We start from the raw sequence: 20253 nt of genomic DNA, 5'->3' as shown, positions 1-20253 counted from the left end.
TCTGGTATTCGTCGCTCGCGGTGATTTGAAAGAAACTACAGCTCAGGGGGAATAATCCTACGTGACGTTCGTCTCATAGGTCCTTCCCCCTATGGCCGATGGCCCTGGAGTCTTTCATGGTTGATCGCTCAACACCGCCCACACGGCCACCGCTGAGTGGCGCAAGCCTGACACTGCGTTTGACCGGCATCGCCGTGGTGGTCGCCGCGTTGGCCGGGGCCTTTGCCTACGTCAACGGCACCATTGACCCACAGCGTCTGACACCCAAAAAACTGATCAATGTGCTGGAAACCAACAACGGTGTGCACCCTGGATTCCGTCGTAACCACGCCAAAGGTGTGTGCGTGATCGGTCATTTTGAAAGCACCGCCGAGGCGCGCCCCTTTTCCAGCGCCCAGGTGTTCAGCGAGGCTCAGACCCCGGTGGTCGGGCGGTTCGCGTTGCCTGCCGGCAATCCTTACGCACCGGACAGCGCCGTGCCGATTCGTAGCCTGGCGTTGCGTTTCACTCAGGCCAACGGTCAGCAGTGGCGCACCGGCATGAACAGCATGCCGGTATTCCCGGTGGGCACGCCTGAGGCGTTCTACCAACTGCAGCAAGCCCAGTCGCCGGATCCCGCCACCGGCAAACCCAACCCTGCGGCGGTTCCGGCGTTTTTCGGCTCCCACCCGGAAGCGGCGCCGTTCCTGGCCTGGATCAAAACCGCCAAGCCGTCGGCCAGTTATGCGACAGAGTCGTACAACAGCGTCAACGCGTTTTACCTGGTGAATGCTGCCGGTCAACGCCAGGCAGTGCGCTGGAACATGGTGCCGGTGGCTCAGGATGTGGCGGGTGCCGCCGCGCCTGAGGGCAGTGATTTTCTTGAGAAAGACCTGGTTCAGCGCTTGTCGGCCGGGCCGTTGCGTTGGCAGTTGAAGATCACGCTGGCGAACCCGGAAGACCCGGTCAACGACGCCAGCAAGGCCTGGCCCGACGGTCGTAAAGTACTGAACGCCGGTACCTTGGTGCTGGAGCGCACTCAGCCACAGCTCAATGGCGAGTGCCGCGACATCAACTACGATCCGCTCGTGCTGCCCAGCGGTATCGAAGGTTCCGACGACCCGTTGCTCGCTGCTCGTTCAGCCGGTTACGCCAGTTCCTACTTGCGTCGCACCAGTGAAGTCAGTCAGTTGCCCGCCGCTAAACAGGAGGCTCGACAATGAGCGCTCAACCGAACCATTTCGCGCCATTGGCGCGGCTGCTGCATTGGCTGATGGCGCTGATGATTATTGCGATGCTGTTTATCGGTGCGGGAATGGTGGCCTCGGTGTCCGAGCGCCATGAGTGGTTGATTCATCTGCACAAGCCGTTGGGCATTGCGATATTGCTGCTGGTGATCGTGCGTGTGTTCGTGCGCTTTTCCACGCAACAGCCACCCTTGCCAGAAGACCTGCCGGGGTGGCAGGTGCTGGCGGCCAAGGCTTCGCACCTTTTGCTGTACGCATTGATGTTTGTGTTGCCGTTGCTCGGTTGGGCAATGATTTCGGCAGCGGGCGACCCGGTGATGCTGAGCCATTCAATCCAGCTGCCGTCGATCCTGCCGGCCAATGCTCAGGTGTTCGCGTTCCTGCGCAAGGCGCATGGGTACTTGGCGTATCTGCTGTTTTTGACCGTGTTGCTGCACTTGGCGGCGGCGTTGTTTCACGGTTGGGTGCGGCGTGATGACGTGCTGGACAGCATGTTGCGGGGTAAGGATCGCGGCTGATCCCTGTAGCAGCTGGCGTAGCCTGCGTTCGGCTGCGAAGCAGTCGTCATCAAAAACACCGCGGTTGATCTGAAACACCGCGGTGTTGGTTTTTACGACTGCTTCGCAGCCGAACGCAGGCTACGCCAGCTGCTACATGAGCCGGGTAATCAGCGCAGGGTGTCGATCATGTCGGCGACGGTGGTCAACACGTCTTTACCCAATTGCTTCGAGCGTTTTCCGGACCAGCCAGTGAGCGCATTCGGCGAATCGTTGTTGTCCTTGAACGGCATTTCCAGGGTCAAGGACAGGCAATCGAATTTCTGACCGACGCTGTTGCAGGCCAAGGTCATGTTGGCTTTACCCGGCTCATCACGGGTGTAGCCATGCTTGGTCTGGAAGTCCTTGGTCAGGTGTTTCAGATGGCTGCGGAAATGCTCTTCGAGTTTTTCGATTCGCGGCGTGTATCCAGGGTTGCCTTCACAGGCAGCGGTGAACACGTAGGGGATTTCTTCATCGCCGTGGATGTCGAGGAACAGGTCGACGCCATACTTTTCCATCTGCTGCTGAACGAACAGCACTTCCGGGCTGATTTCCTGACTGGCGCTCTGCCAGGCACGGTTCAGGTCCTGCCCCATGGCGTTGGTGCGCAGATGACCATGGAAGGCGCCGTCCGGGTTCATGTTCGGCACCAGGTACAGGTCGGCGCTGGCCAGCAGTTTGTTCAATACCGGGTCATCGTGTTTTTCCAGGCGTTCGATGACGCCCTCCATGAACCATTCGGCCATGTGTTCGCCGGGGTGTTGCTGAGCGATCATCCAGACTTTGCGCCGGCCTTCGGCACCCGTGCCTTTACGCAGCAATTGAATGTCACGCCCTTCGACGCTCTTGCCGGTGGCCAACAGTTCGGTGCCAGCTTTGGTCAATGCCTGTTCGATCAACCAGTCGTGACGGCCACGGCTATAGGGTTCGAAGTAGGCGAACCAGGCATGGGTCGCGGTGGCTTCGAGGCTGAAGCGCAGGCAGTCGCCTTCGAAGATGGTGGGTACGCGGAACCAGTTGACGTGGTCGTAGGACGCAACGGCCTGATAGCCGTCCCAAGCCTTGTTATAGGAGGACTTGCTGGCGTTGTTCAGGCGAAACCAGTGCTCCTGACCGACGTGAAGACCGCTGGCCTTGAAGTGGAACCATTGAAAGTGTTGGCTGCGGGTGTCGGGTTTGATGGCCAGCAATGCTTGAAGCGGATTGCTGATATCCAGCACTTCAATGTTGCCACTGTCGAAGTTTGCACTGATGTCGAAGGAAGATTTAGCCACGGTCATAATCGATATCCAGAATATGATTTTATGGCGGCTACTTTACACGCAAGACAGGGGGGGAAACCGAGGGAAATTGCGGGGTGCAGAGGGGGGCGTCCTCCTTGACGCCGACGCAGCTTAGAGACAGTGCGATTGATTCTCAAGTGCTATTTTTACATTGGTTTGGCCCAATGATGCCGGGCTTCTCTTGCCAACCGATATTCTTTTGATATTATCCGCGCCATCGAATTTGCAGCACCCAAAGACTTCATTAGCCTGAAGGTAAAAGCCAGAATAACTGGCAAAAAAAAGACCCGGCAAAAAGCCGGGTCAAAAACCGTGATTAGCCTGATGAGGAGATAGTCCAGAAGACCGACCTAAGGTCATTTGGACAATCGACTGATCTCGCGATCAGATGCATGCAATAATAATCATTCTCGTTTGCAAGTCAAATGAATTTATCTGCACGATGGGAAAATTCTTTCCCGTCTTCCCCAGAAGTACCTTCGCTTCACACGTTCTGATGCGCTTGCAATGACCGATCGATCATCGCCTTGGCCATGTCGATCATGTGCACCGTCGAAAACGCCAGGTCGCGGCTTGCACCGTGCAGGTTACTGGCGGACTCGTGTGCAGTCGCCGCAGCGCATCGCAACAAATCCGAGGCATGAACCAGTGCTTCTTCAGCACTGATACCCGGGTTCACATCAAAGAAACGCTCGACCGTCGCGGCTTCGGACACAGTTGGTTTCAAGTAGTAATCCAATGCTCGTTGCGCGGCAGCACTGCCTTTTGGCGAGGTCAGGGTGGTATCGATTTGCATGTCTGGCAGGTCGTTGCTGGGTAACGTCATGACGATGGCAAGCTCCGTGATAGATTCAGATCCGTGAATCCATCCTAGTACGAACTGTATTTGTGACAGGGATTTAAATACTACAATTTGTGTTTTGTTGGTCGGAGTACCCCACGTATCGTGCCGCACATGGATAAATGGATTGAGTTGGTCAAAGCCAAGATGAGTGAGCTCAAAGTCACTCAAGAGGTACTCGCCGACCGCCTCGGGATGTCCCAGGGTGGCGTGGGTCACTGGCTGAATAAACGCCGTTCGCCGAGCATCGAAGACATGAATCGTGTCTTGCGCGCGCTCGGGATGGATTTTCTGGAAGTGGCGATGGTGATTCGCGAGGTCTTGCAGGATGACGAGCCTTGCCTGGCACACAAGTACAACCCGTACTTCCGCTACCCGGTCAGTGACTGGCGGGAGCCCGCGCAAGTGCGTGACGGTGAGTTATCGGTCTACGGCAAGCCGCGTTTCGAACTGACCGATTACCACGCGCAGGGTGCTGCGTTCTGGCTGGAGGTGGTGGGCGATGCGATGACTGCGCCAACGGGCATAAGTATCGCCGAGGGCATGATGATCCTGGTCGATCCGGCCATTGTGCCAGAGCCCGGAAAACTGGTGATCGCGCAGTGGTCGGACAGCACCGAGGCGACCTTTCGCAAACTGATCGAAGAGGGCGGGCAGCGTTACCTGGTCCCGCTCAATCCGACGTATCCGAAAGCCCTTTTCACCGAGGAGTGTCGAATACTCGGCGTAGTGGTTCAGGCAACGGCCAAATTCTAATCAGATCGGTCCTCGCAAAACGTAGGACCGATCTTCATTTCACGCTTCTTCCAGTTCGACCAACGCACTGCCTTCGCTGACCATTTCGCCTTCCTGGCAATACAAGGCCTTGATCACACCCGCGTGGGGCGCACGAATGCTGTGCTCCATTTTCATTGCTTCCAACACCACCAATTGCGCCCCGGCTTCGACCGTTTGCCCGGCCTCCACCAGGACTCGCACGATGCTGCCGTTCATCGGGGCCGTGAGACCGCCCTGATGGCTGTGGCTGGCTTCGACGGCGCTGATCGGGTCGTAGGACTCGATACGGCGCAGTTCACCTTCCCATTGCAGATAGACAGAGTCGCCACGACGGAGGGTCCGATGCTGGCGGCGCACGCCGTTGTGCTCGGTCAGCAATTGCTCGCCTTTGAGTTGCGCCGTGCAGATGTCGCCCAGGGTCAACGCCCGGTCCTGGTTTTCGCAGCTCAGGTGCAGGGTGATTTCCTTCGGCAATCCGGCACGGAAACCATTACTGATCCCCCACGGCGAACTCACGTCATCAGCGCGCGGTGAAGCTGGCTGGCTCTGGGCGACCGCCTGCGCAGCGGCTTGCCAGAACGCGTCATCGAGGTCCGAGGGCGCTGGCAACAATTGCTCCTGAAAACGCGGGATAAACCCGGTGTCCAGCTCTGCCGCCGCAAACGCAGGGTGCGCGATGATCCGGCGCAGGAAGTTGATATTGGTCTTGAGCCCGCCAATCGCAAACTCATCGAGCATGCTCAGCAAGCGCAGACGCGCCTGTTCGCGGTCCTCGCCCCAGGCAATCAGCTTGCCCAGCATCGGGTCGTAGAATGGCGAAATTTCATCGCCTTCCTCGACACCGCTATCAACCCGACGTCCGGGGCCTGCGGCGGATTCGCGATACAGGTCCAGGCGGCCGGTGGCCGGCAGGAAGTCATTGGCCGGGTCCTCGGCGTACAGCCGCACTTCAATCGCGTGACCGATCAGCGGAACCTCGGCCTGAGTCATCGGCAGCGCTTCGCCACGAGCCACACGAATCTGCCAGGCCACGAGATCGAGCCCCGTGATGGCTTCGGTGACCGGGTGTTCCACCTGCAGGCGCGTGTTCATCTCCATAAAGAAGAACTCACCGCGCGAATCCAGCAGAAACTCCACGGTGCCGGCGCCGACATAACCGATGGCTTGCGCCGAACGCACAGCCGCCTCGCCCATGGCACGACGCAGTTCCGGGCTCAAGCCTGGCGCGGGGGCTTCCTCGACGACTTTTTGATGGCGACGCTGGATCGAGCAGTCACGTTCATTCAAGTACAAGCAGTTGCCATGCTGATCGGCGAAGACCTGGATTTCCACATGACGCGGTTTGAGGAGGTACTTCTCCACCAGCATCCGCGAATCGCCGAAGGACGATTTCGCTTCACGCTGGGCCGAGGCCAGGGCTTCGGCCAACTGGCTGACATCCTCGACCACTTTCATGCCTTTGCCGCCACCGCCGGCGGTGGCCTTGAGCAGCACCGGATAACCGATGCGTTCGCAGGCATCGCGGAAGGTGTCGAAGTCTTGCGCTTCGCCGTGATAGCCGGGGACCAACGGTACGCCGGCGGTTTCCATCAGCGCTTTGGCCGCGGATTTACTGCCCATGGCGTCGATGGCCGAGGCGGGTGGGCCGAGGAAAATCAGGCCTGCCTCTTCAATCGCGCGGGCGAACCCGGCGTTCTCCGACAAAGCCATAACCCGGATGAATCGCCTGAGCACCGCTGGCCTTGGCGGCAGCAATCAGTTTGTCGATTTGCAGGTAACTGTCGGCGGCTTTGCTGCCACCGAGGTCGACGCGGATATCCGCTTCGCGGCTGTGGCGCGCGTCGCGGTCAGTGGCGCTGTGCACGGCCACGGTGGTCAGGCCCAGGGCTTTGGCGGTGCGCATCACGCGGCAGGCGATTTCGCCACGGTTGGCCACCAGCAGGGTGGTGAGAACAGGTGCGCTCATCAACGCGGCTCCTTCGTGGTGGGGGCCTGCCAGCTCGGCGGACGTTTTTGCAGAAAAGCGCGCAGGCCTTCCTGACCTTCAGGGCTGACGCGGATACGGGCGATGGCATTTTCGGTGTAGCGGCGCAGTGCCGGAGTCAATTCGCCGTGACTGACTTCGCGCAGCAGATCCTTGCTGGCGCGCATGGCGGCCGGGCTGTTGAGTAGCAGGTTGTCGATCCACTGATCGACCTTTTGCTCCAGCTCAGTGGCCGGATAGCTCTCCGACAACAAGCCGATTTCCCGCGCCCGTTGCCCGCCGAAACGTTCGGCAGTCAGGGCATAACGGCGTGTCGCGCGTTCGCCAATGGCTTGCACCACGAACGGGCTGATGACCGCCGGCGCCAGGCCGATGCGCACTTCCGACAGGCAGAACTGCGCGTCATCGGCGCCAATGGCCATGTCGCAGCAACTGATCAGGCCCAGTGCACCGCCGAATGCCGCGCCTTGCACCACGGCCACTGTCGGGATTTTCAACTTGGCGAGGTTGTACATCAATTCCGCCAGTTCCCGGGCGTCGTCGAGGTTGGTGTTGTAATCGAGCTCGGCCGACTGCTGCATCCACGCCAGGTCTGCGCCGGCGCTGAAATGCTTGCCGCGCCCGCGCACCAGCAAAAAGCGCAGGCTGGTGTCGCTGGCCACGGTATCCAGCGCGAGGATCAGTTCGCGGATCATTTCAGCATTGAACGCGTTGTTCTTTTCTTCACGGCTGAGCCACAGGGTGGCGAAACCCCGTGGGTCGGTCAGCAGTTCGAGGGTATTGAAGTCGCTCATGGTTTTCTCCCGATCACATCCGGAACACGCCGAAGCGGCTCGGTTCGATAGGCGCGTTCAACGACGCGGACAAGGCCAGGGCCAGCACATCGCGAGTCTGCGCCGGGTCGATGACACCGTCGTCCCACAGCCGTGCGCTGGAGTAGTAGGGGTGACCCTGTTCTTCATATTGATCGAGGATTGGTTGCTTGATCTCGGCTTCCTGCTCGGCGCTGAAACCATGACCACTGCGCTCGGCCTGCTCGCGTTTGACCTGCACCAACACCCCGGCGGCTTGCTCGGCGCCCATCACGCCGATGCGAGCGTTCGGCCACATCCACAGGAAGCGCGGGTCGTAGGCTCGCCCGCACATGCCGTAGTTGCCGGCACCAAAACTGCCGCCAATGATCACGGTAAATTTCGGCACTTTGGCGCACGCCACAGCGGTCACCAGTTTCGCGCCATGCTTGGCGATGCCACCAGCCTCGTATTTCTGGCCGACCATGAACCCGGTAATGTTTTGCAGGAACAGCAACGGAATGCCGCGCTGACAGGCCAGTTCGATGAAGTGCGCGCCTTTCTGCGCGGCTTCGGCGAACAGGATGCCGTTGTTGGCGAGGATCGCGATCGGGTAACCGTGCAAGTGGGCAAAGCCGCAGACCAGTGTGGTCCCGAACAGTGCCTTGAATTCGTCAAACACCGAACCGTCGACCAGGCGCGCAATGACTTCGCGTACATCGAACGGTTGCTTGGCGTCCGCCGACACCACGCCGTACAGCTCGTCGTTGCGGTACAGCGGAGCAATCGGCGCACGTTGTTGCAGCTCGCCGAGTTTGCGCCAGTTGAGGTTGGCGACACTGCGTCGGGCAATGGCCAGGGCGTGTTCATCGCTCTCGGCGTAGTGGTCGGCCACCCCGGAAATCTTGCAATGCACATCGGCCCCGCCAAGGTCTTCGGCGCTGACCACTTCACCGGTCGCGGCTTTCACCAGCGGTGGGCCGGCGAGGAAAATCGTCGCCTGCTGACGAACCATGATCGCTTCGTCAGCCATCGCTGGCACATACGCGCCACCGGCGGTGCAGGAGCCCATGACCACCGCAATTTGCGGAATGCCCATGGCGCTCATGTTGGCTTGGTTGAAGAAGATTCGTCCGAAGTGCTCGCGATCCGGGAACACTTCATCCTGGCGCGGCAAATTGGCGCCGCCAGAGTCCACCAGATAGATGCACGGCAGGCGATTCTGCTGGGCGATGGTCTGGGCGCGCAGGTGTTTTTTCACCGTTAGCGGGTAGTACGAGCCGCCTTTGACCGTGGCGTCGTTGGCGACGATCATGCACTCGACGCCTTCCACGCGGCCGATCCCGGCGATTACGCCAGCGGCTGGAACGTCTTCACCGTAGACCTCGTAGGCCGCCAGTTGACTGATCTCAAGAAACGGCGAACCCGGATCGAGCAAGCGGTTGATCCGCTCGCGGGGCAGCAATTTGCCCCGCGAGGTGTGGCGTTCTTGTGCCTTCGGGCCACCACCTTGCTGCACTTGGGCGAGCAGGGTGTGCAGGGCGTCGACCTGTTTGAGCATCGCCGCGCTGTTGGCCGCGAACTCCGCCGAACGGGGGTTGAGCTGGGTATGCAGGATAGCCATGGACAGCTCCGTTTAGCGGGTTTCGTTGAACAGTTCGCGACCGATAAGCATGCGACGGATCTCGCTGGTACCGGCGCCGATTTCGTACAGCTTGGCGTCACGCAGCAGACGACCCGCCGGGAATTCATTGATGTAACCGTTGCCCCCCAGAATCTGGATCGCGTCGAGGGCCATTTGCGTGGCGCGTTCGGCGCTGTAGAGGATCACGCCGGCAGCGTCCTTGCGCGTGGTTTCGCCACGTTCGCAAGCCTGGGCCACGGCGTACAGGTAGGCGCGGCTGGCGTTGAGCTGGGTGTACATGTCGGCGACTTTGCCCTGGATCAACTGGAATTCGCCGATGCTTTGGCCGAACTGCTTGCGGTCGTGGATGTAGGGAACGATCAAGTCCATGCAGGCCTGCATGATGCCGGTCGGGCCACCTGAAAGGACGACGCGCTCGTAGTCGAGGCCGCTCATCAATACTTTCACGCCGCCGTTGAGCACGCCGAGGATGTTTTCTTCCGGCACTTCGACGTCATCGAAAAACAGTTCGCAGGTGTTCGAGCCGCGCATGCCGAGCTTGTCGAACTTGTTGCTGCGGCTGAAGCCTTTCCAGTCGCGCTCGACGATGAACGCGGTGATGCCGTGCGGGCCTTTTTCCAGGTCGGTCTTGGCGTAGATCACGTAGGTGTTGGCGTCCGGACCGTTGGTGATCCAGGTCTTGCTGCCATTGAGCACGTACTTGTCGCCACGTTTGTCAGCGCGCAGTTTCATCGAGACCACGTCGGAACCGGCATTCGGCTCACTCATGGCCAGGGCGCCGATGTGCTCGCCGCTGATCAGCTTCGACAGGTATTTGGATTTCTGTTCGTGGTTGCCGTTGCGGTTGATCTGGTTGACGCAGAGGTTGGAGTGGGCGCCGTAGGACAAGGCAACCGACGCCGAGCCGCGGCTGATTTCTTCCATGATCACCACATGGGCCAGGTAACCCAGGCCAGCACCGCCGTACTCCTCTGGCACGGTGACGCCGAGCAGGCCCATGTCGCCGAATTTGCGCCACAGGTCAGCGGGGAACAGGTTGTCGATGTCGATCTGAGCGGCGCGCGGTGCGATCTCTTTGGCGACGAAGGACTGAACCTGATCGCGCAACATGTCGATGGTTTCACCGAGGGCAAAATTCAGGGATGGGTAGCTCATGGGTCACCTTTTGGCTTTTTTGTAGGGTGGGGAGGGCAGTGATTCGGCTCTCACCTTTACGTTAACGTAAGCCTGTGACGAATGGCTGTCAATCACCCTTTACGTTAACGTCAACTTGAGCGAGAGTAGAGGCAGTTCTGAACGATCGGGGCTACTCATATGCCTCGGTCCAACAACCCACTAATAAAGACAATAGGGGTCGTCATGGATCAACCCAGTGCAAGCCCGCAGCGCAGCTATACCCGAGGTTCCCAAAACAAAGCCTTGCTGGCGATGACCATCGGCCAGGCATTTGATAACACCGTTGCGCAGTACCCGACCGGGGAGGCGCTGGTCGTGCGCCATCAGCAGTTGCGATACACCTGGCAGCAACTGGCCGACGTCGTAGACCTGCACGCCAGAGCGCTTCTGGCGCTGGGCCTGCAAGCGGGTGACCGTCTCGGCATTTGGGCACCGAACTGCGCCCAGTGGTGTATCACCCAGTTCGCCACGGCGAAAATCGGCGTGATTCTGGTCAACATCAACCCGGCCTATCGCAGCTCCGAACTCGAATATGTGCTCAAGCAGTCGGGTTGCCAATGGCTGGTCTGCGCCGGCGCGTTCAAAACCTCCAACTATCACGGGATGCTGCAAGGCCTCGTTCCCGAACTGGCCGAGCAATCCATCGGAAAGTTGCACAGTGAACGCCTGCCCGACCTGCGCGGTGTCATCAGTCTGGATGTGCAGCCGCCTTCAGGTTTCCTGCCGTGGTCACAATTGGCCGATCTGGCCGCTAGCGTTTCGACTGAGCAGTTGCAAGAACGCCAGGACAGCCTGCATTTCGATCAGCCGGTGAACATCCAGTACACCTCCGGCACCACCGGGTTCCCGAAAGGCGCGACCCTCAGTCACTACAATATTCTCAACAACGGTTACATGGTCGGCGAAAGCCTGGGCCTGACCGCCAATGATCGCCTGGTGATCCCGGTGCCGCTGTATCACTGCTTCGGCATGGTCATGGGCAATCTCGGCTGCGTCACTCATGGCAGCACCATGATTTACCCGAGTGATGCCTTCGATCCGCTGCTGACCCTGACCACTGTCGCTGAAGAAAAAGCCACAGCGTTGTATGGCGTACCGACCATGTTCATCGCCATGCTCGATCAGCCCAGCCGGGCCGAATTCGACCTGTCGAGCCTGCGCACCGGGATCATGGCCGGTGCAACGTGCCCGATCGAGGTGATGCGCCGGGTCATCAACGAAATGCACATGAACGAAGTGCAGATTGCCTATGGCATGACGGAAACAAGCCCGGTGTCGTTGCAGACCGGTCCGTCAGACGAACTGGAGTTGCGCGTAACCACGGTCGGTCGCACCCAGCCGCAACTGGAAAGCAAAATCATCGACGAGGCCGGCAACCTCGTGCCGCGCGGCACCATTGGCGAACTGTGCACCCGTGGTTACAGCGTGATGCTCGGCTATTGGAACAACCCGCAAGGCACGGCGGAAGCCATCGATCAGGCCGGCTGGATGCATACCGGCGACCTGGCGAGCATGAATGACGAGGGCTACGTGTGCATTGCCGGACGCAACAAGGACATGATCATCCGTGGCGGTGAAAATGTTTACCCGCGGGAGTTGGAAGAGTTCTTCTTCACCCACCCGGCGGTGGCTGACGTGCAGGTGATCGGCATCCCGTGCTCGCGTTATGGCGAAGAGATTGTCGCCTGGATCAAATTCCACCCTGGCCACAGCGCTACCGAGCAAGAGCTGCAAGCCTGGTGCAAGGATCGCATCGCGCACTTCAAGACGCCGCGTTACTTCAAGTTCGTCGAGGAGTTTCCGATGACGGTGACTGGCAAGATCCAGAAATTCCGTATGCGTGAGATCAGTATCGAAGAACTGCGCGGTAACCAAGACTGAAGGGAACCCCTGTGGGAGCGAGCTTGCTCGCGATAGCGGTAGCACATCCAGCAAAGATGTCGACTGACCCACCGCTATCGCGAGCAAGCTCGCTCCCACAGGGGATAGTGAAAACCTGAATGCCAGAAAGCACAAAGGGGAGCCGAAGCTCCCCTTTAATTTTGTCGTTGCGCGTGCTCTTTTTTTATTATTGAGGGGCAGTCTGTTTTTGTTTTTAGTGACCGTGACCCTTTACCGCTGTTTTTGTCGATCCCCATCCGGGATCAAGAGCAAACGTATTTTTTTGAGCGCTGATCTACTTTTTCGCTAAGCGATCCAACCAGTTCGGGAGCTACCTGAGGGTAGTTTTATTGTTCTCTGCCCGGTTGCGGGTGACTCCGAAAAGCACCCTGAAAAGCACACCTTCTCCAAAAAAATCTGTTAGCTGCGTCTCTGCCGTGTTGTTTTTGTTATGTCAGAGTCGTTACGTCTTATTTTTATTAGGTTTGCTGCTTTTTTTGTTCTTGTTATGCAGTAGAGATAGCAGAAGCCGTGCCAACTTTTAAAAACCCTTTAAAATCAAAGCTTTGTGATTTTGTAAGGTTTTGCGCCTCAGGTAAAACCCTAGAATCTGTTTCCGTGTTACTCGCTTGCGCCCACCATTGAGACCGCGCGGTAACACCCAGACACACTCACTGTGCGCTGCGAGCCTTGGCCACGCGCGAACCGGTCACACGCCCCAACACCGTGCAAATCTGCTGACCGGCCAGAATCAATGCATCCAGATTGATACCCGTCTCGATTCCCAGGCCGTTGAGCAGGTAAACCACATCTTCAGTGGCAACGTTACCGCTGGCGCCCTTGGCGTACGGGCAGCCGCCGAGGCCGGCGATGGAACTGTCGAACACCGAGATACCTTCCAGCAGGCTGGCGTAGATGTTGGCCATGGCCTGGCCGTAGGTGTCGTGGAAGTGCCCGGCGAGTTTTTCGCGGGGCACGCTGGCCGAGACCACTTCGAACAGCTTGCGGGTGGCGCCAGCGGTGCCCGTGCCGATCGTGTCGCCCAATGACACTTCATAACAGCCCATCGCATAGAGCTCGCGCGCAACCAGGGCGACTTGCTCGGGGGCGACGTTACCTTCGTAAGGGCAGCCCAGCACGCAGGACACGTAACCGCGCACGCTCACGCCGTGTTGTTTGGCCGCCTCCATGATGGGCACGAAACGCTCCAGGCTTTCGCTGATCGAGCAGTTGATGTTGCGTTGGGAAAACGCCTCGGAGGCGGCGGCGAACACGGCCACCTCCTTTACACCCGCCGCCATTGCGTCTTCAAACCCGCGCAGGTTGGGGGCGAGTGCGCCGTAGGTGACGCCCGGCTTGCGCTGGATCTGCGCGAAGACCTCGGCGGAACCGGCCATTTGCGGCACCCACTTTGGCGAAACGAAACTGCCGACTTCTATATAGCCAAGGCCTGCGGCGGTCAGCGCGTCGACCAGTTGCACCTTGTCGGCAACGCTGATGGGCTGGGCTTCGTTTTGCAGACCGTCGCGTGGGCCGACTTCGACAATGCGTACGTGGGTAGGAAGGGACATGGCGTTGGACCTGTTGTAATTGTCTGAATGTTCACAGAACCCTGTAGGAGCCAAGCTTGCTCGCGATAGCGGTATGGCCTTCAACATCGATGTCGACTGACCTGACGCTTTCGCGAGCAAGCTCAGCTCCTACACGACCTGTTGGCTCTTGATCGTTTGCTCCAGCGCCTGGACGCAACGCTCCTGCGCGGTATCCAGTTCCAGCTTCATCTGTTCGATGTCGAGCATTTGCTGCTCCAGCTGTTCGCGGCGTTCGGCGATTTTGGTCAGCATGGTTTGCAGCTGTTTCTGATTGCCGCCGGTGGGGTCATACAGCTCGATCAGCTCGCGGCATTCAGCCAGGGAGAAGCCGATGCGCTTACCCCGAAGGATAAGCTTCAGACTGACCTTGTCGCGGGGTGAATAGATGCGTTCCTGACCGCGACGTTCGGGGCTGAGCAGGCCTTGCTCTTCATAAAAGCGGATGGCCCGCGTGGTGATGTCGAGCTCGCGGGCGAGGTCGGAAATGCTATAGGTCTGGCTGCTCATGGAGGGGCTCGAAAAAGGTCATGGCGCTAAGCTAATGGCAGGTTGACGTTTACGTCAAGGGGCAGGGGCCATCAGTGTTCTTGCTGGCCTCTTCGCGAGCAAGCCCGCTCCCACATTGGATCTGCGTCGAACGAAAATGCTACGTTCACTGGAGATCTAGTGTGGGAGCGGGCTTGCTCGCGAAGGGGGCGCCTCGGTCTACAGTCCTACACTTTTTCGAGCTTCTTCTCATGCGCCGTCACCTGCTGGCACAACTCGATCATCTGCTCGCGCATCCAGCGGTTGGCCGGGTCCTGGTCGGTGCTTTCATGCCAGTAGAGGTGCGTTTCCACCGGTGGCACGTCGTTGACCGGCAGGCTGAAGGCGTGCAAGTCATTGCGACGGGCGAAGCGCTCCGGCACGGTCATGACCATGTCGGTCTGCTGTAACACTTGCGAGGCCATCAAATAGTGCTGGGACCGAAGCGCGATCTTGCGCTGGATGCCCATCTTCCCCAGAGCCAGGTCGACATGGCCCAGACCGCTGCGGCGGCTGGAAATGTGGATGTGGGTCAGCGACAGGTAATCATCCAGGGTGAATTTCTCTTTACCCGCCAGCGGATGCCCCTTGCGCATGGCGCACACGTAGCGGTCTTCCATCAACTTGACGTGACGCACCTGCGGGTCGGTGTTGAGCGGCGCATCCACCGCGAAGTCGAGACGCCCGGCCGCCAGTTCCTTGGTGGTCTCGCGGCGCTTGGACAGGAAGCTTTCGATGATCACTGTCGGGGCCAGACGGCGCAGGCGCTGGAACAGCGGCGGCAGGATCACCGCTTCAGTGAGGTCGGTCATGCTGATGCGGTAGGTCTTGACCGCCTGCAGCGGGTTGAATATGCGGCTTTCCTGCACCGATACGCGCAGTAGAGAGAGGGCGTTACGCACCGGCCCGATGATGTTCTGCGCCATCGGCGTCGGCACCATGCCTTGGGCGGTGCGTACAAACAACGGATCGTTGAAGGTCTCGCGCAGGCGAGCCAGAGCGTTCGAGACCGCTGGCTGAGTAATGCCGACAATCTGCCCGGCACGGGTCAGGTTGGCTTCGGTGTAGATCGCGTCGAAGACGATGAAAAGGTTGAGGTCGACCTTGCTCAGATTCATTGCGCTGCACTCTTATTGTTTGGGGCATTTCGTTGTGGCCGGAGGCCTTGGCGATCACCCGATCATATATCGGTGATGAATGTTAATACACGCCGAGAATAGGCTAGGTAAATTATCAGCGCTGTTCTAGCATCAATCGCATGACCTAAACAACCTCTGCCCAAGAAGGTAATTGCTCATGGATTTCGCTTATTCGCCCAAGGTGCAAGAACTGCGTGAGCGCGTGACCGCGTTCATGGACACTTACGTTTATCCCGCCGAAGCCGTGTTCGAGCGCCAGGTTGCCGAAGGTGATCGCTGGCAGCCGACCGCGATCATGGAAGAACTTAAACTCAAGGCCAAGGCTGAAGGTCTGTGGAATTTGTTTCTGCCTGAGTCCGAACTCGGTGCCGGCCTGACCAACCTCGAATACGCGCCATTGGCTGAAATCATGGGCCGCTCGTTGCTGGGGCCAGAACCGTTCAACTGCTCGGCACCCGACACCGGCAACATGGAAGTGTTGGTGCGTTACGCCAACGAAGAACAGAAACAACGCTGGCTCGAACCACTGCTGCGCGGCGAGATCCGCTCGGCGTTCGCCATGACTGAGCCGGATGTCGCGTCCTCCGACGCCACCAACATGGCCGCCCGCGCTGTGCGTGATGGTGACGAGTGGGTCATCAACGGCAAAAAATGGTGGACCTCAGGTGCCTGCGATCCACGCTGCAAAATTCTGATTTTCATGGGCCTGAGTAACCCGGATGCACCGCGCCACGCGCAGCACTCGATGATTCTGGTGCCGGTGGATGCCCCGGGCGTGAAGATCGTGCGTCCGCTGCCTGTGTTCGGTTATGACGACGCGCCTCACGGCCACGCCGAAGTGCTGTTCGAAAACGTCCGCGTGCCGTACGAAAACGTCCTGTTGGGCGAAGGGCGCGGCTTCGAAATCGCTCAGGGCCGCCTTGGCCCAGGCCGGATTCACCACTGCATGCGTTCGATCGGCATGGCTGAACGGGCGCTGGAATTGATGTGCAAACGCTCGGTTAGCCGTACTGCGTTCGGTAAGCCGTTGGCACGCCTGGGTGGCAATATCGACAAGATTGCCGACTCGCGGATGGAAATCGACATGGCACGCCTGCTGACATTAAAAGCGGCGTACATGATGGACACCGTGGGCAACAAGGTGGCGAAGAGCGAAATCGCGCAGATCAAGGTGGTTGCGCCAAACGTGGCATTGCGGGTCATCGACCGGGCGATCCAGATCCATGGCGGGGCCGGGGTGTCCAACGATTTCCCGCTGGCCTACATGTATGCGATGCAGCGCACCCTGCGCCTGGCCGACGGCCCGGACGAAGTACACCGCGCAGCCATTGGCAAGTTCGAGATCGGCAAGTACGTGCCTAAAGAGATGATGCGTAGCGGGCAGTAAGTTAGACCGCGTCATCGTCGGAACGCCATCGCGGGCAAGCCCAGCTCCCACAGGTACAGCGTGATCCTGTGGGAGCCGGGCTTGCCCGCCGCGTCAGCCAATTCAACACAGCAACATCAGGTTCAATACACCCAAACCTCAACCCGCCGATTCTTGATCCGCCCCTCATCGCCGCTATTGGTCGCCACCGGCATTTCGGCGCCAAAACCGCGGATCTCGCGAAACACCACACCGCTTTTACCAATTCCCGCCGCACGGCCATCGCCCGCAGCTTCGACAGCAGATCGGCACGCGCCGGGTCACTCTTGGCGTCACCAAACCCTACCAGCGTGACCTCGCGGTTGGTCTTGCCGTGCTGCTTTATATAGTCGAGCACCCGTGACAGGTCTTGCTGGGCCTTGTTGTCCAGCGTGGCACTGCCTTCTTCAAAGCGGAAATTCACCGACAGTCGCTGAGCATGGCGACTGAGCGCCTGGTAAGCCTCGGGCATCAGCGCGTTCGGCGTCACCGTGATGGCCTGGACGGTCTGGGCGATAAAACCGTTGGCCGCGACAATCGCCTGGCCTTTATTGCTTTGAGCGAACGTCGCCAAGGCCTCGGCCCAAGGGTTTTGGGCGTGGGGCGGCAGGTAAAAGAACAGCCGGCGCGACAGCGGATAGTCTTCCGTGGCGATCAGGCTATTGAGTGGCAGCATCGCCTGGGATTGGCCGTCGACGATGGCCACGGCTTTGGCCTGGCGCACATACGGCAGGCCGATGAAACCGATGCCTTGCGGGTCCAGACTGACCGCGTCGGACAATTGCTCACTGGATTCGAAGCGTTTCGCAGCGCTGTTGAGCGTTTTCCCACGACGGCTGAGGACTAATTCCTTGAAGGTGTCGTAGGTGCCCGATTGGTCATCCCGCGCATACAAATGAATGGCGCCGCCGCTGCCGCCGAGTTCTTCCCAGGTTTTGACTTCGCCACTGAAAATTCGCGCCAGTTGTTCGGTATCGAGTTGGTTCAGCGGGTTTTGCGGGTGCAGGATGATGGCCAGCCCATCGATCGCGATGACTTGTTCGGCGTCGGGGCTTTTGAAGTCGCCCAAGGGTTCGAGGTCGACCCGTTCGCTGTCCTTGATCGGGCGCGAAGACGCGGCGAGGTCGGCGGACCTGTTTTTCAGCGCGGTGAAACCGGTGCTGGAACCGTGGGCCGCGACCTCCACCACGACGCGATGGCCTTGGGCCGTTTCGCCGACAACTTGCAGTTCGTTGGCTTTGTCCGGTGCTTCGCTGTGAACCTTGAGCAGGCCCTGTTCGCGCAGCATGCCTTCGACCAGCGCCGGACCCAAGGCCGCACCGATGGTGTTGGAACCCTGGATGCGCAGCACCGGGCCATTGGCGGTTGTCGGTAAATCACCGGCCGATGCCGTCAATGGCAGGCCGGCGCACAGCATCAACACAAACAAAACGCGCAGCGTCATGCCCGCACCTTAAAAAACAAAGAAAGTGCGGGGACAATAAGTCAGCAAGGTTTCCGAAAGATGACAGTTAACTTATGTGGGAGCGAGCTTGCTCGCGATGACGGTGGCACTTCCAACATCTATGTTGGCTGAAAGTCCCCAATCGCGAGCAAGCTCGCTCCCACATTTTGATTTGTGTAAAGCCTGGGATCAGCTCAACTCAAGCCAGATCGGCGCATGATCGGAGGGTTTTTCCATCCCGCGCAGGTCGTAATCCACGCCGGCGTCCTTGATCCGTGGCAACAAGCCATGGGAGGCCATGATCAAGTCAATCCGCAGCCCGCGCTTGGGCTCGTCTTCAAAGCCACGACTGCGGTAGTCGAACCAACTGAAACGATCGGCCACGTCCGGGTTGAGGTGACGGAAACTGTCCACCAGGCCCCAGTTTTTCAGACGTGCCATCCATTCGCGCTCTTCCGGCAAGAAACTGCATTTGCCGGTTTTCAGCCAGCGTTTCATGTTGTCCGGGCCGATGCCGATGTCGCAGTCTTCCGGGGAAATATTGACGTCACCCATCACCACCAGCGGCTGATCGTTGCTGAACTGGCTTTCCAGCAATTGTTGCAGGTCGCTGTAGAAACGTTCCTTGGCCGGGAACTTGGTTGGGTGATCGCGGCTTTCGCCCTGTGGGAAATAGCCGTTCATGATCGTCACCGGCACGCCGTTGGCGTCGGCGAATGTGCCCCAGATGAAGCGGCGCTGAGCGTCTTCTTCATCGGTGGCGAACCCTTTGTGCAGTGCCAGCGGTTCTTTGCGCGAGAGCAGGGCGACGCCGTAATGGCCTTTCTGCCCATGGAAGTACACGTGATAGCCCAGCGCCTGAACCTCGGCCAGGGGGAACTGGTCGTCGTGAACCTTGGTTTCCTGCAGGCCGATGACGTCTGGCTGATGTTTTTCAATCAGCGCCGCCAGCTGATGTGGGCGAGCACGCAGCCCGTTGATGTTGAAGGAGACGATCTTCATGGTCGGCAGTCCTGGCAAAAGGGCGATGCTAGCTGACATGTAGGAATCGGGCCAGCGTGGGGTGAGGGGATTCGTGTCCGGAGGTAGGTCTTTCATCGCCAATGCGGGCCTCATCGCGAGCAGGCTCACTCCTACAGTCCGAGTCTGGTCTATACCTTTGTGGGAGCCGAGCTTGTTCCGGGCGGCGTTCCGACGATGGCGTCATCACAGTCAACACTGATATCGATCAGTAGGGAACTGTGTCAGCACCGATAGGCTCGTACCAAGAAGAGCACAGCCATTTGAGCTGTACCGGGGAGATTAACCGTTATGCCTGAAACCTCTACCGCCCTTGCCGATATCCACATGCTCGACAGCGGCTATGCCCACGAAGCGCGCTCCCTGCTTTACCACGCTTACCGCCACGAACCGACCTTCGGTTACCTGTTCGAGGCCGAACGCCCCGGTTATGAACATCGCGTGCGGGCGACCGTGCGTGAGCTGGTCAAGCAGCACTTTGTCCAGGAGTTGCCGGCCATTGGCCTGCTGGTCAACGACCGTTTGATCGGTATTGCGCTGATCGCGCCGCCGCAACGACGCCTGGGCATCACCGAAAGTTGGGCCTGGCGTTTACGCATGGTGCTCAGTGCCGGGTTTCGTTGCACCCGCCGCTACCTCGACTACCACGCCGCCGTCGCGGCCTGTCTGCCCACGGACTCGGTCCATGTGTTGCCGCTGCTGGGCATTCACCCGCAATTTCAGGGCAAACATTTTGGCGAGCAACTGCTGCAAGCGGTGCATAACTGGTGCGCCGTCGATGAAACCTCCGAGGGTGTGATCCTCGACACCGGGAATCCTCGCTACCTGGAGTTCTATAAACGTCAGGGTTACGAGGAAATCGGCGAGGTCGCTGTAGGACCCATCCGCGAGCACGTTTTTTTCCATGCCAATCCGCAGGTTTTGCACACCGCGACGGCATAAACGGTAGAACTTTAACGCCTCCCCCACGCTCTATCACGCTCCC

15 protein-coding genes and 2 pseudogenes are annotated in these 20253 nt (G+C 59.2%); 6 read left to right on the top strand and 11 right to left on the bottom strand.

Annotated elements, in window-relative coordinates:
- The first annotated feature begins 116 nt into the window (after positions 1 to 116).
- Both AB4N76_RS03220 and AB4N76_RS03215 read left to right on the top strand, forming a co-directional pair.
- Positions 117 to 1202, top strand: a complete 1086-nt coding sequence (locus AB4N76_RS03220; protein WP_046032539.1) for a catalase family peroxidase — start codon at positions 117 to 119, stop codon at positions 1200 to 1202.
- Complete coding sequence (locus AB4N76_RS03215) at positions 1199 to 1744, top strand: cytochrome b (RefSeq protein ID WP_046032538.1); 546 nt, start codon at positions 1199 to 1201, stop codon at positions 1742 to 1744. The genes AB4N76_RS03220 and AB4N76_RS03215 overlap by 4 nt, the downstream gene beginning before the upstream one ends.
- Before the next feature lie 149 nt (positions 1745 to 1893).
- On the opposite strand, the gene AB4N76_RS03210 is transcribed toward AB4N76_RS03215, so the two are convergent.
- Both AB4N76_RS03210 and AB4N76_RS03205 read right to left on the bottom strand, forming a co-directional pair.
- Entirely contained in the window at positions 1894 to 3045 is a 1152-nt protein-coding gene (locus tag AB4N76_RS03210) for a M14 family metallopeptidase (protein ID WP_046032537.1), read from the bottom strand.
- A 487-nt stretch (positions 3046 to 3532) separates the two neighbouring features.
- Entirely contained in the window at positions 3533 to 3874 is a 342-nt protein-coding gene (locus tag AB4N76_RS03205) for a DUF6124 family protein (protein WP_046032536.1), read from the bottom strand.
- Between the two features lie 129 nt (positions 3875 to 4003).
- On the opposite strand from AB4N76_RS03205, the gene AB4N76_RS03200 reads away from it, so the two are divergent.
- Positions 4004 to 4645 (top strand): LexA family protein, encoded by a 642-nt coding sequence (locus AB4N76_RS03200; RefSeq protein WP_460164105.1) that lies wholly within the window; start codon positions 4004 to 4006, stop codon positions 4643 to 4645.
- Between the two features lie 39 nt (positions 4646 to 4684).
- Here AB4N76_RS03200 and AB4N76_RS03195 read toward each other — a convergent pair.
- The 4 genes and pseudogenes from AB4N76_RS03195 to AB4N76_RS03180 form a co-directional block, all read right to left on the bottom strand.
- Positions 4685 to 6632, bottom strand: a pseudogene (locus tag AB4N76_RS03195) (acetyl/propionyl/methylcrotonyl-CoA carboxylase subunit alpha).
- Positions 6632 to 7444 carry a gamma-carboxygeranoyl-CoA hydratase gene (locus AB4N76_RS03190; RefSeq protein ID WP_046032533.1) on the bottom strand — a complete coding sequence of 271 codons (813 nt, stop codon included), beginning with the start codon at positions 7442 to 7444 and terminating at the stop codon, positions 6632 to 6634. Before AB4N76_RS03190 ends, AB4N76_RS03195 begins: the two are co-directional and overlap by 1 nt.
- Before the next feature lie 13 nt (positions 7445 to 7457).
- Positions 7458 to 9065 carry a carboxyl transferase domain-containing protein gene (locus AB4N76_RS03185; protein ID WP_046032532.1) on the bottom strand — a complete coding sequence of 536 codons (1608 nt, stop codon included), beginning with the start codon at positions 9063 to 9065 and terminating at the stop codon, positions 7458 to 7460.
- A 12-nt stretch (positions 9066 to 9077) separates the two neighbouring features.
- The gene (locus tag AB4N76_RS03180; RefSeq protein ID WP_460164104.1) at positions 9078 to 10241 is read right to left on the bottom strand and encodes an isovaleryl-CoA dehydrogenase; all 1164 of its coding nucleotides are present in this window, start codon (positions 10239 to 10241) and stop codon (positions 9078 to 9080) included.
- Positions 10242 to 10445: 204 nt separating this feature from the next.
- Here AB4N76_RS03180 and AB4N76_RS03175 point away from each other — a divergent pair, with 204 nt between their 5' ends.
- The gene (locus AB4N76_RS03175) at positions 10446 to 12143 is read left to right on the top strand and encodes an AMP-binding protein (protein ID WP_046032530.1); all 1698 of its coding nucleotides are present in this window, start codon (positions 10446 to 10448) and stop codon (positions 12141 to 12143) included.
- A gap of 671 nt (positions 12144 to 12814) precedes the next feature.
- On the opposite strand, the gene AB4N76_RS03170 is transcribed toward AB4N76_RS03175, so the two are convergent.
- The 3 genes from AB4N76_RS03170 to AB4N76_RS03160 all read right to left on the bottom strand — a co-directional run bounded on the left by AB4N76_RS03170 (position 12815) and on the right by AB4N76_RS03160 (position 15378).
- Positions 12815 to 13714, bottom strand: coding sequence for a hydroxymethylglutaryl-CoA lyase (locus AB4N76_RS03170; RefSeq protein ID WP_109786620.1), 900 nt, complete (start codon positions 13712 to 13714; stop codon positions 12815 to 12817).
- 129 nt (positions 13715 to 13843) lie between these two features.
- Entirely contained in the window at positions 13844 to 14242 is a 399-nt protein-coding gene (locus AB4N76_RS03165) for a MerR family transcriptional regulator (protein WP_046032528.1), read from the bottom strand.
- 206 nt (positions 14243 to 14448) lie between these two features.
- Positions 14449 to 15378 carry a LysR family transcriptional regulator gene (locus AB4N76_RS03160; RefSeq protein ID WP_046032527.1) on the bottom strand — a complete coding sequence of 310 codons (930 nt, stop codon included), beginning with the start codon at positions 15376 to 15378 and terminating at the stop codon, positions 14449 to 14451.
- Between the two features lie 178 nt (positions 15379 to 15556).
- On the opposite strand from AB4N76_RS03160, the gene AB4N76_RS03155 reads away from it, so the two are divergent.
- On the top strand, positions 15557 to 16786 hold the full coding sequence (locus tag AB4N76_RS03155; protein WP_046032526.1) for an acyl-CoA dehydrogenase: 1230 nt from the start codon (positions 15557 to 15559) through the stop codon (positions 16784 to 16786).
- 122 nt (positions 16787 to 16908) lie between these two features.
- Here the strand turns inward: AB4N76_RS03155 and AB4N76_RS03150 are convergent.
- Together AB4N76_RS03150 and xthA are read right to left on the bottom strand one after the other, a co-directional pair.
- Positions 16909 to 18248, bottom strand: a pseudogene (locus AB4N76_RS03150) (substrate-binding domain-containing protein).
- Between the two features lie 189 nt (positions 18249 to 18437).
- The gene (gene xthA, locus AB4N76_RS03145; RefSeq protein ID WP_046032524.1) at positions 18438 to 19250 is read right to left on the bottom strand and encodes an exodeoxyribonuclease III; all 813 of its coding nucleotides are present in this window, start codon (positions 19248 to 19250) and stop codon (positions 18438 to 18440) included.
- A 309-nt stretch (positions 19251 to 19559) separates the two neighbouring features.
- Here xthA and AB4N76_RS03140 point away from each other — a divergent pair, with 309 nt between their 5' ends.
- The gene (locus AB4N76_RS03140) at positions 19560 to 20210 is read left to right on the top strand and encodes a GNAT family N-acetyltransferase (RefSeq protein WP_046032523.1); all 651 of its coding nucleotides are present in this window, start codon (positions 19560 to 19562) and stop codon (positions 20208 to 20210) included.
- Positions 20211 to 20253 lie beyond the last annotated feature (43 nt).

The organism is Pseudomonas sp. S2_F03 (assembly GCF_054668335.1).
This window is presented reverse-complemented; position numbering and strand designations above follow the sequence as displayed.

Excerpts from the sequence above, each read along its gene's own strand:
- AB4N76_RS03165 (WP_046032528.1), bottom strand. The coding sequence starts at position 14,242 with ATGAGCAGCCAGACCTATAGCATTTCCGACCTCGCCCGCGAGCTCGAC.
- AB4N76_RS03180 (WP_460164104.1), bottom strand. The coding sequence starts at position 10,241 with ATGAGCTACCCATCCCTGAATTTTGCCCTCGGTGAAACCATCGACATG.
- AB4N76_RS03185 (WP_046032532.1), bottom strand. The coding sequence starts at position 9,065 with ATGGCTATCCTGCATACCCAGCTCAACCCCCGTTCGGCGGAGTTCGCG.
- xthA (WP_046032524.1), bottom strand. The coding sequence starts at position 19,250 with ATGAAGATCGTCTCCTTCAACATCAACGGGCTGCGTGCTCGCCCACAT.
- AB4N76_RS03175 (WP_046032530.1), top strand. The coding sequence starts at position 10,446 with ATGGATCAACCCAGTGCAAGCCCGCAGCGCAGCTATACCCGAGGTTCC.
- AB4N76_RS03140 (WP_046032523.1), top strand. The coding sequence starts at position 19,560 with ATGCCTGAAACCTCTACCGCCCTTGCCGATATCCACATGCTCGACAGC.
- AB4N76_RS03160 (WP_046032527.1), bottom strand. The coding sequence starts at position 15,378 with ATGAATCTGAGCAAGGTCGACCTCAACCTTTTCATCGTCTTCGACGCG.
- AB4N76_RS03200 (WP_460164105.1), top strand. The coding sequence starts at position 4,004 with ATGGATAAATGGATTGAGTTGGTCAAAGCCAAGATGAGTGAGCTCAAA.
- AB4N76_RS03215 (WP_046032538.1), top strand. The coding sequence starts at position 1,199 with ATGAGCGCTCAACCGAACCATTTCGCGCCATTGGCGCGGCTGCTGCAT.
- AB4N76_RS03205 (WP_046032536.1), bottom strand. The coding sequence starts at position 3,874 with ATGACGTTACCCAGCAACGACCTGCCAGACATGCAAATCGATACCACC.
- AB4N76_RS03220 (WP_046032539.1), top strand. The coding sequence starts at position 117 with ATGGTTGATCGCTCAACACCGCCCACACGGCCACCGCTGAGTGGCGCA.
- AB4N76_RS03155 (WP_046032526.1), top strand. The coding sequence starts at position 15,557 with ATGGATTTCGCTTATTCGCCCAAGGTGCAAGAACTGCGTGAGCGCGTG.
- AB4N76_RS03170 (WP_109786620.1), bottom strand. The coding sequence starts at position 13,714 with ATGTCCCTTCCTACCCACGTACGCATTGTCGAAGTCGGCCCACGCGAC.
- AB4N76_RS03190 (WP_046032533.1), bottom strand. The coding sequence starts at position 7,444 with ATGAGCGACTTCAATACCCTCGAACTGCTGACCGACCCACGGGGTTTC.
- AB4N76_RS03210 (WP_046032537.1), bottom strand. The coding sequence starts at position 3,045 with ATGACCGTGGCTAAATCTTCCTTCGACATCAGTGCAAACTTCGACAGT.